The sequence below is a fragment of the Pricia mediterranea genome, assembly GCF_032248455.1.
GTDB lineage: Bacteria > Bacteroidota > Bacteroidia > Flavobacteriales > Flavobacteriaceae > Pricia > Pricia mediterranea.
The window spans coordinates 4,102,175-4,118,292 of sequence record NZ_JAVTTP010000001.1; the positions used below are offsets into that span (position 1 = coordinate 4,102,175).

A 16,118-nucleotide genomic window follows, 5' to 3' on the forward strand; every position below is an offset into this window, starting at 1 on the left:
ACGATGAAAAATAGCATGACCAAATACACAGCTTTTGCCGTCTTAATCTTATTTTTTTCCTGTGACAAAAATTTTGAGGAGATCAATACGAACGAGGTCGATCCGACGAGTGCAAGTGTCGACCCTGTATTCCTTTTGAACAATGCCATTATCAACACCTCAACTTCAGGTACCCAACTCAACTTTGATCTGGGTATCGTACAACAGGTTATCTCTCCTAATTCGGGGGTCCTTACCGGTGCAAACTACAATCAGGAAAATCGTGAATTTTCTCAAGGACACTGGACCAAGTTGTACCAGAATGTGATAAAGAATACAGGGGATATCACTGCCCAGTTACTGGCAGACGATGCCCCTAACCGACCAAACCTCTTGAACATGACGCGGCTCGTAGAGGCTTTGGCCTTTATGATTCTTACCGACGAGCATGGCGATGTGCCCTATTTCGAGGCCGGCAAAGGTCTATCAGATCAGATAGTGTTGCCTGCTTACACACCTCAAGAGGAAATTTACAAAGATTTAATTAATGTGGTTAAGAACGCAACTGCTGATTTGAGCAACAGCGCGCCCCCCGAAAACGGGGAAGTGATGTATTCAGGGGATATCAATAAATGGAAGCGTTTCGGCAATTCCCTATTGTTGCGTATTGGTATGCGGCTCACAGAAGTTGATCTGGCATTGGCCGAGCAAACGGTAAAGGAGGCATTTGCGGGCGGGGTAATGCTTTCGAATGACGATAATTACGTAATACGCCATGACAGCAATTACACTAATAACGCAGGGTCGACCTTAAATGCAACGGAGGCCAATAATTATTATATGGTAGATTCTTTCGTTGATTTTTTAAAGGATTCAGGAGACCCTAGATTACAATCCATTGCGATACGATATATTGGTGCCAAGTCTGGACCGGAGCAGACCCAGGAAATCGGATCGACCGACCCCGATGACCAGATCGGTATGCCTATGGGCTATGACAATTCGACGATAGTCGGCGTTGCGGCGGATATGAACCTGGCCAGTTTTTATGCCTTTACCCAAGTGGACCGTTACCGTTTTATCAAACAAACGGCACCTATGTTCATGGTGACACATAGTCAAACGCAATTGTTATTGGCCGAGGCGGCAGTCCGGGGCTGGGTATCGGGAGACCCTGCGGATTATTACGCGGCCGGAGTCCGTGCCCACATGGAGCAGATGGCTGCTTACGATCCCGATTCCGCTATTCCTACGGCGGATATCGATGCTTACCTGGCTGCGAATCCCTTTGATGCAAGCAATGCTTTGGAACAGATCAATGATCAATATTGGGTTTCGTCGTTTATGAACGGCCCCGAGGCGTTTGCCAATTTCAGAAGGTCAGGTTTCCCTGCATTAACACCAAATCCGTATCCCGCACAGGATATTACCGGAGATTTCATCAATAGAATAACGTATCCTACCGATGAAATTGCGACCAATAATGAAAATCTAAGTGCAGCAGTGGCTCGAATGGGTCCTGATAATCTCGACACCAAGGTTTGGTGGGACAAATAAAATTAATACGTGTTATTTATAGATAGTAACTAATAGATTATACAAAACAACATCCATGAAAAACAACCTAAAACATATCATTGACAAACATAAGGCGGAAGAACAAGCGAATACCGCCTCCCGCCAAGCCGAAATCGACAGTCCGAACACCGGCGAAGCTCGTCGCAATTTTTTGAAAATGACCGCTTTGGGAGGCATAGGGTTATCGGGCTTTATGGGCTATTCCCTAGAGGACACCCTTGCGGAAACGACCTCGAAAATCAATCGCGCCTCTGCGCCTTCCGATTTAAAGATAACCGATATGCGTATCGCGGAGATAGGGGGCGATGTGGTTTTCCGAACCCCCATTGTCCGTATCTATACCAATCAAGGTATCGTAGGCCATGGTGATGTTCGCGATGGTGCGGCCAAGGAGTACGCACTTTTTTTAAAAAGCAGGCTGTTGGGAGAAAACCCCTGTAATGTAGAACGTCTTTTCGGCATCATCAAACAGTTCGGCTACCATGGCCGACAGGGTGGGGGCGTATCGGGCGTGGAAATGGCACTTTGGGATTTGGCCGGAAAAGCCTACAATGTCCCTGTTTACCAAATGCTGGGCGGAAAATACCGCGACAAGGTACGGGTGTATTGCGATACTACGATTTCTAAAGACCCCGCGGAATATGCGGACCGTATGCAGGCACGGATCGATCAAGGCTATACCGCCTTGAAAATGGACATCGGTATCAATTTAATAGAGGATATACCCGGAACGCTTATCAACGCTCCCAAGGCGAAATACAATCCCTACCAACATCAATCCACCCAATACAATATGACCAAGCACCCGTTCACACGGGTACAGATTACCGATAAAGGGATTGATAAATTGATGGAGTTTTTGGATGTCATGCGCTCAAAGATTGGATACGATATTCCGATGGGCACCGACCACTGGGGGCATTTCGGCGTCAACGAGGCCATAAAGATAGCCAAGGCCGTCGAACCCTACAGTCTGGCCTATATCGAGGATATTATTCCATGGCAGTATACCGATCAGCTACGCGAACTTACCCTGGCGTCTACCACCCCGATACAGACCGGGGAGGATATTTATAGATTGGAAGGCGGTTTCGAGGAATTGATCGAGAAAAGGGCCGTTGATATCGTTCACCCCGATCCCAATACGTCGGGCGGAATATTGGAAACCAAACGGATCGGTGATTATGCCTCCAAACACGGCATTGGCTTTATGCACCACCATGCGGCCGGTCCGGTTTCTTTCCTAGGCTGTGTACATAGTGCCGCCGCTACGGAAAATTTTATGTGGCTAGAGCACCATGCGGTAGATAAAAAGGATTGGGAGAATTTGGTTACCGGTTTCGATGGACCTATAGTAAAGGATGGTTATGTGACCGTTCCCGAAAAACCGGGTATCGGTGTCGAGCTCAACGAAGAAATGGTCAAAAAATATTTGGTGGAGGGAGAAGAACTATTTGCACCTACTCCCGAATGGGACGAAATACGGGCGTGGGACCGATTGTGGAGTTGAAATACCCCGAATATTCTACCACTATTTTAAATGATTTTATAATAGTTGTTTGAGTTAGTTAATTTGATAGTCGAATGTCCCGAACCAACGTTTGGGGCCTTTCGGCTATTTTGCCGGACAATCGCAAATTAGTATAATCGTTTATCCTCTATAACATGAAAAAAATTTCGATCAAGAACCAATTTATGAACAAGAATCTCCAAATAGTTTTAACTACATTGTTTGCCTTGGCCTGCTTTTCGCTTTCTGCCCAAGTCGCCGCAAGCCCCGATTACATAAAGCAGCTGACTTCCGATTGGCAGGGCGAACGTTTTGATGACGGGCGGCCCCATGTTCCCGATGCCTTATTGCAGCGTTTAAAAAAAATACAGATGGAAGAAGCTTGGGGCTATCTGCGAGGTAAAGGCTACAACAATCAATACGATGGGGATTGGGAGATACTCCATCCCAATAAGGTGATGACGGGTAGGGCCTTGACCGCCCAATACATGCCCTTGCGCAAAGATTACAAGCAAATGGTCAAAATGAAGGGCGCCGATGAAAACCGGGATACCATTGGAGGAAGCAATTCCTGGCCCATAGAAATTTTACGTCCGGGAGATGTCTATGTGGCCGATGGATATGGCCGGGTGATAGACGGTACCTTGATAGGATCCAATCTGGGAACGGCCATTTACAACAATTCCAAAAACGGGGTAATCTTCGATGGCGGCGTTCGCGATGTGGCCGGTCTGATGACCATAGAAGGTTTCAACGGATGGTGGCGCGGACAGGATCCATCCTATTTGCAGGAAGAAATGCTGACCAGTATCAACACGCCGATACGCATAGGCAGGGCTACCGTATTACCGGGCGATGCCGTACTGGCGAATAGCTATGGGGTAGTTTTTATTCCTTCCCATTTGGTGGCCGACCTGGTGTTGTCCTCCGAAATAGTGGCCCTTCGCGACATATTTGGGTTTCAGCGGCTTCGGGAAAACACCTATACCCCGGGACAGATCGATACGAAATGGACCGACGAGATCAAGGCCGATTTCGCGGATTGGCTCAAAAAGTATCCCGACGAAAAATTGCCCATGACCCGTAAAGATTTGAACGACCACCTAAGTGCCGATCGCAATTAACGTAAAGGCCATCCTAAAAGACACGTTCTTTGAAAAAAATCAACCTATATTCTATTTCCCTGGCCATTGCCGTTCTGCTTTTATTGGTTATTACCGTAATGCTGTTCATGGGGAACATCGCTCGCACCGGGGTCCTGTTCCTTCTCTTTTTTATCGCCTTGGCCATTGGTTTCAGCGGTTATAAAACCCTTAACAGCCTTGTTTTTACCACCATGATTTTTGCCGGGGTGGCGGCTGCCTTGTTTTATCCCGACCTTTTTACCTATGTCGGGGATTTTAAACTTACGGCATTGATAATCCCCCTTATCCAGATTATCATGTTCGGCATGGGCACTCAAATGGGCCTCAAAGATTTCGCCGCGGTATTCAAGATACCTAGGGGAGTTTTCATTGGCGTGGCCGCCCAGCTGTTGATTATGCCCCTTGTCGGTTTTACCTTGGCCAAGACCAGTAATTTTCCGCCCGAGATCGCAGCGGGCATCGTATTGATCGGATGTTCACCCAGTGGGGTCGCCTCGAACGTGATGGCCTATTTGGCCAATGCCAATTTGGCCCTCTCGATAACCATTACTTCCATAGCTACTTTATTGGCCCCTTTCCTGACCCCGTTGTTGATGAAACTTTTGGCCGGTGAATTCGTGGAGATCAATGTGTTGGATATGATGTGGAGCATTACCAAAATGATTATTATTCCCATCGGGGCGGGCTTACTTTTTAACCGGTTTTTCAAGACCAAATGGCTGGATAAGGCCATGCCCGTGGTATCCATGCTCGCCATTGGCATCATAATTACCATCATTACCGCTGCCGGAAGGGACAGTCTTCTGGATATCGGGGGAATATTAATGCTTCTTGTATTGATACATAACCTCTTTGGATATACTTTGGGCTACTGGTTCGCCCGGCTCTTCAAAATGCCGGAACAAGATGCCCGAACCATCGCCTTGGAGGTCGGGATGCAAAACGGGGGACTTGCGTCCGGAATTGCAAACTCGCTAGGGAAAATCGCCACCATGGGACTGGCACCGGCCGTTTTCGGTCCGTTGATGAACATTACGGGTTCTATTTTGGCCTCATATTGGCACAAAAGACCACCCAAAGCAGCTAAAGATGCAATTTTGGTGAAATAAGAACATTAAGGTCTTTTAGATATTCTGGTTCTACCGTGGATGTCGATTTGTTTTGTTCCCTTAACCATCTGTTACTTTCTCAAGCATGTTAAAATTGTATTTTTGACGATAATCTAAGAACGCTTATATTCGTAAAACGCGAAAGAGGTTCGCAAACGAAACGCATAATTAATTGATTGCAAATGAAAAAAGTAGTGACTTTCGGGGAAATCATGTTACGGTTGTCCCCCCCAGGATTTCTAAGATTTTCCCAAACCAATAGCTTTGATGTTGTTTATGGCGGAGGAGAGAGCAATGTGGCGGTTTCACTAGCAAATTATGGGGTGCCGGTGGATTTTGTGACCCGGTTGCCCAAGAACGATATCGGGGAATGTGCCCTTATGGAAATGCGCAAAAGGGGCGTGGGTACCGACAAGATTGTATATGGTGGAGACCGTTTGGGTATCTACTTTTTGGAAACAGGAGCAGTAAGTAGGGGCAGCAAGGTGGTGTACGACCGAGCGCATTCCGCCATTGCCGAGATAGAAAAGGGAATGATCGATTGGGATGCCGTGTTCGAGGGAGTGGAATGGTTTCATTGGACGGGAATTACACCCGCCATTTCCCAAGGGGCCGCCGATGTGTGTTTGGAAGCCGTAAAGACGGCCAAGGAAAAGGGGGTGACCGTTTCGACGGATCTGAACTATCGGGCCAAGCTTTGGAAGTACGGTGTTGAACCCGAGGAAATTATGACGGAACTGACTTCCTATTGCGATATCATCCTAGGGAACGAGGAAGACGCGGAAAAGCATTTCGGTATCAAACCTGAAGGGCTTGATATTACCACTCAGGGCGAGCATGTAAAAGCGGAAGCCTTTCTGTCGGTCTGCCAGCAGATGATGGAGAAGTTCCCCAATGCCAAGAAAGTGATTACCACCTTAAGAGGGTCGATTTCCGCCTCCCATAACACCTGGGCGGGCGTTCTTTATGATGGAAAAACCATGTTTCAATCCCCCGAGTACCAAATCACCCATATCGTTGATAGGGTAGGGGGTGGCGACTCGTTCATGGGCGGTTTGATATACGGATTGTTGAAATATCCCGAAGACGACCAGAATGCACTTAATTTCGCCGTTGCCGCATCTTGCCTGAAACATACAATTATGGGAGATGCTAACCTATCGACCGTCGCGGAAGTAGAAAAGCTGATGGGCGGGGATGCCTCGGGACGCGTCGCACGTTGATAAAAACTAAAATTGCGAGCGTAGCAATCTGTTTAACCTTGTAGTGGGTTCAACAGATTGCTACGCTTTGCTCGCAATAATTCTTAAAAATAACCGTATGGCTCAATATAGCAGAATAGAAGTAATCAAAGTAATGGAGGAAACCGGCATGGTGCCGCTGTTTTACCATCCTGATGTCGAGTTGGGGAAAAAAGTCCTGAAGGCTTGTTACGATGGCGGGTCCCGCTTGTTGGAGTTTACCGCACGGGGTGACTTTGCCTTTGAGGTTTTTCATGAGCTCAATAAGTACGCTGTTAAGGAACTGGCGGGCATGGTAATGGGAGTCGGTTCCATTACCGATGCGGCGGCCGCCAGCATGTTTATGCAAATGGGAGCTAATTTTATCGTCACTCCTACCTTCCGTGAAGATATCGCCATCGTCTGTAACCGACGAAAGGTGCTTTGGTCCCCTGGCTGTGGCACCCTGACGGAAATCAACCGGGCAGAGGAACTGGGTTGCGAAATCGTAAAATTGTTTCCGGGTGCCACCTACGGCCCCGGATTCGTAAAGGCCATCAAAGGGCCCCAACCGTGGACGAGTATAATGCCCACCGGGGGCGTAAGCACGGATGAGGATAACCTTAAAGGCTGGTTCGACGCCGGAGTCACCTGTGTGGGGATGGGGTCGCAAATGATCAGCAAGGATATTTTGGCCGATAAAGACTTCGCCGGACTCGAAAAAAGGATAAAGGATACCCTGGTCCTCATTAAACGGTTGAGAAGTTAACATGGGGTGAAACCGGTCACGAGCAAAGAATTATTAGGGTATCGCATTTGGGATACGTACTACCTTTGAGACCGTCTTTTATTTTTTGTAGTATACTATGAATTTGTCCTCCTATGGTCTTCAATAGATACTAAGATAACCAATAGAGCCAAAGAAATGAAAACCCGATTCATGCCATCCGCACTTCAATTATCTTTTTCGGTTGTATGCCTATGTTTCGTTGCTTCATTGACGGCCCAGCAGATATCCAAGGAAGAACTTATTTTTCTCACCCCGGAGTGGAAAGGCGAGCGTTTCGAAGACGGCCGCCCCAAGGTGTCCAACGACATTCTCGAACGTATGAACGGAGTCACCTTAGAAGAGGCCTGGGCGGTCTTAAAGGGGGAGAATTTTAAACATCAGTACGCGGAGAATTGGGAGACCATTAACCCTGACAGTGTTCTGGTCGGCCGGGCCGTGACCGCGGTTTTCGTTCCGGGAAGACCCGATATCCATAGGGTTATCGATGAACGCGGGCACAATGAGGATGGACGGGTGAAATCGCAGAATGCATGGACCATCGATCTGCTGATCAAAGGCGATGTGTACGTAGTAAATCAGTTCGGGGCCCATCTTGACGGCCCCACCATAGGCGACAATCTCGCCAATTCCATTTTTGCAAAAACAGGGAACGGTATCGTTTACGACGGGGCGGTACGCGACATCGACGGTCTTAAGGAAATCGGTGGCTTTACCTCCTTTTTCCGAAGCTACCATCCGTCACACCATCTCAACAATCCAGAGGGCGCATTGAATACCACCTTAATCGGGATCAACACCCCCACCCGTATCGGAATGGCCACGGTTATGCCGGGCGATGTAGTCCTCGGGCGCGACGGGGGCGTCATATTCATACCGCCGCACTTAGCGGAAAAAGTGGTCAAGACTTCGGAAGTTGTTAGACTTCGCGATATGTTCGGCCATCAGCGTCTGCGCGAACAAAAATACACCGCTGGTCAAATCGATACGCGCTGGTCTGATGCAATAGAAAAAGATTTTTCCCAATGGCTCAATGATAATATCGATGATCTTCCCGTATCAAAGGAAGAAATTAAGGAACTATTGAAAACTAGAACCTGGTAGGAGGGGAGGGATAAAGAAACCTGAAAACAATACGATAATGCACAACTCAAGAAGGGATTTTCTGACGAAGGCGGCGGCGACCACGGCGTTGACCGCGCTACCTTTTGCCAGCTATGGCAATCATTACCTAACGGCAATTGACCGCACCCCTAAGATGTCCGCCCCGGCCGATTTAAAAATCACCGATATCAAATGCGGCTATATCCGCGGAGGACATAGTCTTTTCGTGAAAATCTATAGCAATCAAGACATAGTCGGCCACGGGGAGGGGGTCGATGCCACCCCAGGCACCTACCATCTGGTCAAGATTTTCGGGGAACGGCTGAAAGGGGAGAATCCGTTAGACGTGCACCGTCTCTTCGAAGATCTGCGTCGAAGAGGATTTTTCGAGGGGGCACAGTCCGGCATGTACATAGCCGTCTTGACCGCGGTGGAATCGGCCCTATGGGATTTGGCCGGGAAGGCCTTGAATCTACCAGTATACCAACTTTTAGGCGGAAAATTCAGGGATAAGATAAGGGTGTATATGGATACGGCCCTTTACCAGAACAAATTGCCCAAACCAGAAGATTTTGCGGCTAGTGCCAAAGAAGCCGTCGATATGGGTTTTACAGCGGTAAAGTTTGACCTTGATCAAGGTAACGATCCCAATAAATATGACAAGTATAACTGGACCGCCAGTCCAGCAGAGATTCAGCGGATGTACGATCAAATGGCCGCGGCTCGCGAGGCTGTCGGACCGAACATCGATATCTGTGCCGATATGCACGGTCGCTACGATACCACCTCGGGGGAGCGCGTTGCGAAAGTTCTCGAACCTATTAATATGATGTGGCTGGAAGAGCCTATACCTGCAGAAAATGTCGAGGCCTATAAGAAAATCACCGAGTCTACCAGCACCCCCATCTGTGCCGGGGAAAATCACTATTTGGCTTATGGATTCAGACCGCTACTAGAGGCGGGTGCAGTAGATGTCATCATGCCCGACCTACAAAAGGCGGGCGGATTGGGGGAGGCCCAGCGTATCGCCAATTTGGCCAATTTGTATTACGTACCTTTTGCCCCACATATGGTAGCATCATATCTCGGGGCCATGGCATCGTGCCACGTCTGCGCCTCGGTGCCCAATTTCATGGTTCTGGAGTGGCAGATTTATTTTCATAAAAACCCCATGTTCAAAGAAATCGTAACCTTTGACGGCCATATGGTAGAAAATGGATTCATACCCTTGTCAGAAAAACCGGGCATAGGGGTCGAAATCAATGAGGAAGGCATGAAAAAATACGCTGTAAAAGATGTTCCCTTTTTTGAATAGGGATGTTGTCATTTTTATTTTAATGACCTGTTGCCGTTATATATGGTCTGTAGATTTGTCTTGGTGCAATACCAGGAACCGGGCGAGCAGGCAAGCTTCGAGATAGTTCGATGGGATAACGCTGTTGAACGAATTGGAATCGGAAAGGTATAAGCTTCATTCAGAATAGCTTTTCCGAATCCCCATTTCCAAGCCCCGTAATTCTGCCAGGCCCCGCAGGCGACCAATAGCCGAATATCCGGGGTTGGTTTTTTTGTGCAGATCGTCAAGCATCTGATGGCCGTGGTCGGGCCGCATGGGGATTTGAGCATCCTTTCGTCCTTCCTCTTTTCGTCTTTTTTCTTCCTGTAGGATCTTTTTGATCAGACCGTACATGGGTACGTCCCCTTCTAAGTGATTGGCTTCGTAGAAATTGCCATTTCCGTCGCGCTGGGTGCTTCTCAGGTGGAAAAAATGGACCCGGTCGGCGAAACGTTCGAACATTTGCAAGATATCATTGTCCTTCCGAACCCCCAAGGAGCCCGTACAAAAGGTCATGCCATTGTGGCGAGAAGGTACTTTGTCGAAGATATACGCATAATCCGCTTCCGTACCCATAATTCGGGGCAGGCCTAAAATAGAAAACGGCGGATCGTCGGGATGGATGCACATTCTAACTCCACTTTCTTCGGCTATGGGAACGACTTCCTTTAAAAAGTGGACGAGATGATCGCGCATCTCCGTATTTCCAATATTCTCGTAGGTATCCAAGATTTTTTGAAACTTGCCAAGGTCGTACCCTTTTTCGGGCACCGGATAGCCTTCGGATGAGCCTGGCAGCCCGGCAATAATGGTTTTTACCAATTCCCACGTATCCTTTTCGGACATTTGTTCGAAACGTTCTTTGGCAGCTGCAACCTGATCTTTGGTGTAGGTCGCCTCGGCCTGGGGTCTTTTGAGAACAAATAAGTCGAAGGCTGCGAGCGCCTTGAATTCAAACCTTAGGGCCTTCGAACCGTCTTCCACTTCGTAATCGAGACTGGTACGAGTCCAGTCCAATACCGGCATAAAATTGTAGCAAACGATGTTCACATCACAAGCCGCTAGGTTTTTAAGGCTCTGTTTGTAATTTTCAATATGTCGTTTGTAGTCCCCTTTCTGGATTTTGATGCTTTCATGGATGGGAAGCGATTCTACGACCGACCAGACCAATCCGCTATCTTCGATAATCTTTTTACGTTCTTTGATTTCCGTTATCTCCCAGACCTCCCCGTTGGGTATATGGTGTAGCGCGGTGACTATGCCGGTGGCCCCGGCCTGTTTAATATCCTGTAGGCTTACGGGATCGCTCGGCCCGTACCATCGCCATGTCTGCTCCATAGTTTATTGGCTAATAAAGTTCAATTTAAAATATATAAAAAATAATGCTTGTACGCATGATTACCTACATCCCAAAAGGACAAAATGTAGGATTTAAGACATAAGAATGTAGATTTTTACTCAAAATAGTCCGTTTTTTTCAAGATTTTTTAATCCTTCGTACTAAGTCTAACAGTCCTACCTCGGGTTTGCATCCCGAAACGGTTAAGCATAAAAAAATTTAAGGTTCAATCACTACTTCGCGGCTGTTCGAGATTGTTACAGGTCATAGTAAGCTTTAAACCTGCCGAAGGCAGTATTAAACCTTGAATTTATACTGGCTACTGCCACTGATTACCATCCTAAACCCCACTAAAAGCACTAAAGCCCCCATCGACGGGAAGTACTATTCCCGTTATGAACTTTGCGGCGTCACTGCACAAAAAGTGAATAGCGCCATTGAGTTCCTCCGCATCCCCAAAGCGGCCCATTGGCGTGTTTTTGATGATGGTCTCCCCGCGTTGGGTGTACGAGCCATCTTCGTTGGTCAAAAGGGCCTTGTTCTGTTTTCCTATGAAAAATCCCGGGGCTATGGCGTTGACGCGAATGCCCTCCCCGAACTTGGTGGCCATCTCGACCGACATCCAACGGGTGAAATTCTCCATAGCCGCCTTAGATGCCGAGTAACCGGCTACCCGGGTGATGACCCGATCCGCCGCCATGGAGGAATAGTTGATGATAACCCCTTTTTTCTGATCGGCCATGGTTTCCCCGAAAATCAAGGACGGAAGCACGGTGCCGTTCAGATTCAAATCGGTCACTTTTTTAAAATCGTCCATCGAGAGATCGAAAATCGTTTTGCCAGGAGCAATGGTCGCCCCAGGGAGATTTCCTCCCGCGATGTTTAAAAGAATGTCGATTCTGCCAAAGTCGTTCATAATCTGCAGCTTTACATTCTGCAACGATTCCTCATCCAGAATATCCGCTTCGTAGGCCTCCGCTTTACCTCCCATTTCCGCTATTTCTTTCAATAAGGGGTTCAAGGAGGACTCCTTTCGACTCAGAAGTGCAAGTTTTACTCCCACCTCTGCCAAGCTTTTGGCTACACTCCCGGCCAAGGCTCCGCTCGCTCCGGTGATAATGGCAATCTTGTTTTTAATTTCGAACATATTATTTCTATCGTATTAATATATTTTTTAATGCTTGGCCGGAAGAATATCCAATCAACTTGAACTAAGGTTTTCCCATCGGGAACTTCGGCTGCACGCCAGATTGAATATTTCGGACTGCCTGCCATACTGCGTCATTCAGGCAGATGCTCAGCTCAGGCAGGCAGTCGCGAACTTTTCGTCCGTTCAAATTAGGTCTCGACCGAGCCTGTCTCGAGCGGAGTCGAGCGGCTCGACCTGACATTTTACTTAGCAAAGTAACCCAACTGCTTGGGTGACCATCTGCGGAACTTTATTATTTTTTGAACAAAGATTTAAAGACCTACAGGGACGATGCTATTTCTTAAAAATCCCAAGATAAAACAATATCCTCAAAAAATAGAATCCTTTAGATAGCTTTTAAAATGGAATCGGAAAGCTTATTTTTATACGGACGAACCAAATGTTTCCTTTAATATGAAAATTTACAAAACCAATACAGGTGTTATCATAAATCATAATGATGCGTTCCATACAAAAAAAATGGACAATTGGGATGATTTCCTAAACCGGAGCAACCTGTACGGGGCCTTGCTTGAGGATTTGGAAACGATGCAGCCATGCTCCGGCGACTCCTTGCCGAATATTTTGCCAGCTCCCATCGGTTCACAGGAGATATGGGCATCGGGAGTGACATATAAGCGGAGTCGAGAAGCCCGTATCGAGGAATCGAAATCAGCAGGCGGCGGCAGTTTTTACGACAGGGTATATGACGCCGAACGTCCCGAACTTTTTTTTAAGGCCACTCCACAGCGTACCGTTGGCCAAAGGGGCAGGGTGCGTATTAGAAAAGATTCCCGATGGAACGTTCCGGAGCCCGAACTTACACTACTTGTAAGTTCAGAAGGCAGCATCGAAGGCTATACCATCGGTAACGATATGAGCTCCAGAAGCATTGAGGGCGAGAATCCACTTTACCTTCCCCAGGCGAAAACCTACGAGGGTTGTGCGGGATTGGGCCCATGTATTTACGTGCCGGAAAGCTCTATAGCTGCCGACACCCAAATAGAACTAGAGATTTTGCGGAACGGAGAGACGATCTTCTCCGATCAGATCGGGATCGATCAGATGAAAAGGAAACACCACGAATTGGTAGAATTTCTTTTCAGGGAATGTAGCTTTCCCCATGGATGCTTTCTGATGACCGGTACGGGGATAATTCCTCCCGATGATTTTAGTTTAATAATTGACGACGAGATACGGATTTCAATCGACCATATCGGCACATTGATCAATTTTGTGGGCGATTGACGGATATTTGCATACTGCCCTCTGTACCTGCTGCCCCGATAATGGGCACTATTTCATTTGTAAGCCGAAATCCGTCCTACTATTTGGTTAAATCATAAAACCCATAAGCTGGTCCATCGATAGTTGGGTTAGGTTCGCAATCACCGGCCATCGGACCAGATGAGAGACGTTACGTTATAGTCTGTAGAAAGCCACAGCGTTTTCCCCCATAATCATGTCTTGATCATGGGAATTTAATCCCGATATAAAATCGCGGACCAGTTTTTTGACATCTTTATATTCCCCTGCCACCAAACAGACCGGCCAATCGGAACCGAACATAACCCGCTCGCTGCCGAAAATTTCGAAGACATGCTCTAGGTACGGCTGTAATTCCAGGGGAGTCCAAGTATTGTAATCCGCCTCGGTAATCATGCCCGATACTTTGCAGAATACGTTTTCATATTTGGCAATGGCTTCCATGAGTAAGGCCCACCCCTCATAATATCCATCTTTGATGTACGGTTTGGCGATATGATCGATGACAAATTTTTGATTGGGAAATCGCTTTACAAACTCCAGAACAGCGCCCAGTTGATGGGGAAAGACCAATATATCATAGGTATAGTCGTATTTTTCAAGATAAGAGATTCCCCTTATAAAATCCGATCGCAATAAAAAATTGGCATCCGCCTCGCCCTGTACGATGTGGCGCCACCCCTTGAGTTTTTGGCGGGAGGAATATTTTTCTAGGGTCTCTTCTACGTTCTTGTCCCGCAGATCGGCCCAGCCTACGACACCTTTTATAAAATCATTTTCGTGTGCCAAGCCCAGCAAAAAGTCGGTTTCCTCTAGGGTTTGGTCCGCTTGAACGGCTACACACCCGTCAATACCGTTTTCGTCATAGACCTCTTTGAGGTGGTATGGCAAGAAATCACGTCGAATATCGGACATATCGTCATCGATCCATGCGTGTCTTTCGGAATCATACTTCCAAAAATGTTGGTGGGAATCTATAATCATTGTTGTGTTTTTATCAGTTTGGGATGTATGGGTTAATCGTTGTACGGTTTAATTCGTATGGTTTAATCTAAGCGTAACGGGCCAGTTTGCCAAGAAGCAATGATCATTTAGCACTTATTTAATACATCCGACAGTGCGGGGCGAATACCCTTACTTTGTATACGCCCGAGATTTTGGGCAACTTTTTCCGCCAATCCATCAATTTCCGTGAGGTCCTCATTCCATATGAAGGTATTGCATAATATGGATTTGGACAAATCTTCAAGTGTCAGGAAATCGGAATCGTATTTTTTCCATTTGGATGCAAAAAAACTTAAGATTTTCGGGTCATCCTTTAAAGGGATGGGATTCCCGTCGGCTTCCCCCTTGTAGAATCGAATCAATGCGGATAGGCCGAATACGATCCGTTCGGGAAGATTCCCTTCGCTTGCGAGGTAATCTTTCAAAGTCGGTAACAGCCGGGCCGAGAATTTAGATGAACTGTTCAGGGATATGCTGATTAGTTGGTGTTGTAGCAACGGATTTCTAAAACGATCCAAAACATCGGCAACGAACTTTTGCTTTATTTTCTGGGGAAAATCCAAGGTCGGTGCCACCTCCTCCAGTAAAAGGGATTCCACAAAAGAACTAAACATTTCGTCTTCCATTACCTTATTGACCAATCGGATACCGGCCAAATAGCCTACGGGCACTAGCGCGGTATGGGCCCCGTTCAACACGCGCACTTTCATTTCACGGTAGGGAACAAGGTCGTCCACGAACTCGACGTTTAGGTTCGTTTGGGAAAAAGGGAGTTCTTTTTGCACGCTAACCGATGCTTGAACGACCCAACTGTGATAATACTCCCCGGCTACCAGTAGATCATCCTTATAACCCAGTTCTTTTTCGAGTTCATCGGCCCTGGCAGTCGGATAGCCTGATACGATGCGATCCACCAAGGTGCTGCAAAAGGAATTGGCATCATCGATCCATCGCTTGAAATCTTTCGCCAGCCCCCAATGGTCCGCATACCGTAAAACGGCCTGTTTTAATGCCATACCATTATTTTCTACCAATTCACAGGGAAGTAAAACACAGCCTTTTGAGGCCTCGCCCTTAAAATGATGGAAACGGTGATACAGCCATCGCGTGAGTTTAGCGGGGAACTGCCGGGGCGGTGTGTCTTCGAAACTGTCGTCGGGATTGAATTGAATCCCTGCCTCCGTGGTATTGGAAACGATAAACCGCAGGTCGGGATTTTCGGCCAATTTTAGATAGGTGTCCCATTCGGTGTAACTGTTCACAACTTCTTGCACCGAGGTGACCAGGGTTTTTTCCTCCACCGTTTCGCCATTCTTTATTCCATCCAATATAACGGTGAACAGTCCCTCTTGGGCTTTCAGTTCAGAATAATCCCCGCCTTCGGTGGGCTTGATTACGGCAATCCCACCGTTGAAATCGGTTTTTGCGTTCAGTACATCGACCATCCAATCCACAAAGGCCCGTAGGAAGTTGCCACCGCCAAATTGCATGATTTTTAGGGGGTGGTCGTTTGTGTGGGTAATTATATCTCGGTTCAAGGTCTGCATAGTT

13 protein-coding genes are annotated in these 16,118 nt (G+C 47.3%); 9 read left to right on the forward strand and 4 right to left on the reverse strand.

Annotation, left to right across the window (positions count from 1 at the left end; all coding sequences use genetic code 11):
- Positions 1–15 precede the first annotated feature (15 nt).
- The 8 genes from RQM65_RS16855 to RQM65_RS16890 all read left to right on the forward strand — a co-directional run bounded on the left by RQM65_RS16855 (position 16) and on the right by RQM65_RS16890 (position 9,747).
- Positions 16–1,536: a SusD/RagB family nutrient-binding outer membrane lipoprotein gene (locus RQM65_RS16855; RefSeq protein WP_314016588.1), complete on the forward strand. Its 1,521-nt coding sequence runs from the start codon at positions 16–18 to the stop codon at positions 1,534–1,536.
- Between the two features lie 55 nt (positions 1,537–1,591).
- Positions 1,592–3,067: a mandelate racemase/muconate lactonizing enzyme family protein gene (locus RQM65_RS16860; RefSeq protein ID WP_314016589.1), complete on the forward strand. Its 1,476-nt coding sequence runs from the start codon at positions 1,592–1,594 to the stop codon at positions 3,065–3,067.
- Positions 3,068–3,222: 155 nt separating this feature from the next.
- Positions 3,223–4,191, forward strand: coding sequence for an RraA family protein (locus tag RQM65_RS16865; RefSeq protein WP_314016590.1), 969 nt, complete (start codon positions 3,223–3,225; stop codon positions 4,189–4,191).
- Between the two features lie 29 nt (positions 4,192–4,220).
- Entirely contained in the window at positions 4,221–5,321 is a 1,101-nt protein-coding gene (locus RQM65_RS16870) for a bile acid:sodium symporter family protein (protein ID WP_314016591.1), read from the forward strand.
- 182 nt (positions 5,322–5,503) lie between these two features.
- Positions 5,504–6,544, forward strand: a complete 1,041-nt coding sequence (locus RQM65_RS16875; RefSeq protein WP_314016592.1) for a PfkB family carbohydrate kinase — start codon at positions 5,504–5,506, stop codon at positions 6,542–6,544.
- Between the two features lie 97 nt (positions 6,545–6,641).
- On the forward strand, positions 6,642–7,310 hold the full coding sequence (locus RQM65_RS16880) for a bifunctional 4-hydroxy-2-oxoglutarate aldolase/2-dehydro-3-deoxy-phosphogluconate aldolase (protein WP_314016593.1): 669 nt from the start codon (positions 6,642–6,644) through the stop codon (positions 7,308–7,310).
- A 171-nt stretch (positions 7,311–7,481) separates the two neighbouring features.
- A complete protein-coding gene (locus RQM65_RS16885) occupies positions 7,482–8,432 on the forward strand; it encodes an RraA family protein (protein ID WP_314016594.1) in 951 nt (316 codons plus the stop codon).
- 37 nt (positions 8,433–8,469) lie between these two features.
- The gene (locus RQM65_RS16890) at positions 8,470–9,747 is read left to right on the forward strand and encodes a mandelate racemase/muconate lactonizing enzyme family protein (RefSeq protein WP_314016595.1); all 1,278 of its coding nucleotides are present in this window, start codon (positions 8,470–8,472) and stop codon (positions 9,745–9,747) included.
- A 156-nt stretch (positions 9,748–9,903) separates the two neighbouring features.
- On the opposite strand, the gene uxuA is transcribed toward RQM65_RS16890, so the two are convergent.
- Complete coding sequence (gene uxuA / locus RQM65_RS16895; protein ID WP_314016596.1) at positions 9,904–11,106, reverse strand: mannonate dehydratase; 1,203 nt, start codon at positions 11,104–11,106, stop codon at positions 9,904–9,906.
- Between the two features lie 341 nt (positions 11,107–11,447).
- Entirely contained in the window at positions 11,448–12,254 is an 807-nt protein-coding gene (locus RQM65_RS16900; RefSeq protein ID WP_314016597.1) for an SDR family oxidoreductase, read from the reverse strand.
- A gap of 456 nt (positions 12,255–12,710) precedes the next feature.
- Here RQM65_RS16900 and RQM65_RS16905 point away from each other — a divergent pair, with 456 nt between their 5' ends.
- On the forward strand, positions 12,711–13,544 hold the full coding sequence (locus tag RQM65_RS16905) for a fumarylacetoacetate hydrolase family protein (RefSeq protein WP_314016598.1): 834 nt from the start codon (positions 12,711–12,713) through the stop codon (positions 13,542–13,544).
- A 174-nt stretch (positions 13,545–13,718) separates the two neighbouring features.
- On the opposite strand, the gene RQM65_RS16910 is transcribed toward RQM65_RS16905, so the two are convergent.
- On the reverse strand, positions 13,719–14,546 hold the full coding sequence (locus RQM65_RS16910) for an amidohydrolase family protein (RefSeq protein WP_314016599.1): 828 nt from the start codon (positions 14,544–14,546) through the stop codon (positions 13,719–13,721).
- 107 nt (positions 14,547–14,653) lie between these two features.
- A complete protein-coding gene (locus tag RQM65_RS16915; protein WP_314016600.1) occupies positions 14,654–16,114 on the reverse strand; it encodes a tagaturonate reductase in 1,461 nt (486 codons plus the stop codon).
- Positions 16,115–16,118 lie beyond the last annotated feature (4 nt).

What these genes read in the sequence shown, in the direction of transcription:
- RQM65_RS16885 (WP_314016594.1), top strand. Translation starts at nt 7,482, where the DNA reads ATGCCATCCGCACTTCAATTATCTTTTTCGGTTGTATGCCTATGTTTC.
- RQM65_RS16910 (WP_314016599.1), bottom strand. Translation starts at nt 14,546, where the DNA reads ATGATTATAGATTCCCACCAACATTTTTGGAAGTATGATTCCGAAAGA.
- RQM65_RS16880 (WP_314016593.1), top strand. Translation starts at nt 6,642, where the DNA reads ATGGCTCAATATAGCAGAATAGAAGTAATCAAAGTAATGGAGGAAACC.
- RQM65_RS16900 (WP_314016597.1), bottom strand. Translation starts at nt 12,254, where the DNA reads ATGTTCGAAATTAAAAACAAGATTGCCATTATCACCGGAGCGAGCGGA.
- RQM65_RS16865 (WP_314016590.1), top strand. Translation starts at nt 3,223, where the DNA reads ATGAAAAAAATTTCGATCAAGAACCAATTTATGAACAAGAATCTCCAA.
- RQM65_RS16890 (WP_314016595.1), top strand. Translation starts at nt 8,470, where the DNA reads ATGCACAACTCAAGAAGGGATTTTCTGACGAAGGCGGCGGCGACCACG.
- RQM65_RS16875 (WP_314016592.1), top strand. Translation starts at nt 5,504, where the DNA reads ATGAAAAAAGTAGTGACTTTCGGGGAAATCATGTTACGGTTGTCCCCC.
- RQM65_RS16915 (WP_314016600.1), bottom strand. Translation starts at nt 16,114, where the DNA reads ATGCAGACCTTGAACCGAGATATAATTACCCACACAAACGACCACCCC.
- RQM65_RS16855 (WP_314016588.1), top strand. Translation starts at nt 16, where the DNA reads ATGACCAAATACACAGCTTTTGCCGTCTTAATCTTATTTTTTTCCTGT.
- RQM65_RS16860 (WP_314016589.1), top strand. Translation starts at nt 1,592, where the DNA reads ATGAAAAACAACCTAAAACATATCATTGACAAACATAAGGCGGAAGAA.
- uxuA (WP_314016596.1), bottom strand. Translation starts at nt 11,106, where the DNA reads ATGGAGCAGACATGGCGATGGTACGGGCCGAGCGATCCCGTAAGCCTA.
- RQM65_RS16905 (WP_314016598.1), top strand. Translation starts at nt 12,711, where the DNA reads ATGAAAATTTACAAAACCAATACAGGTGTTATCATAAATCATAATGAT.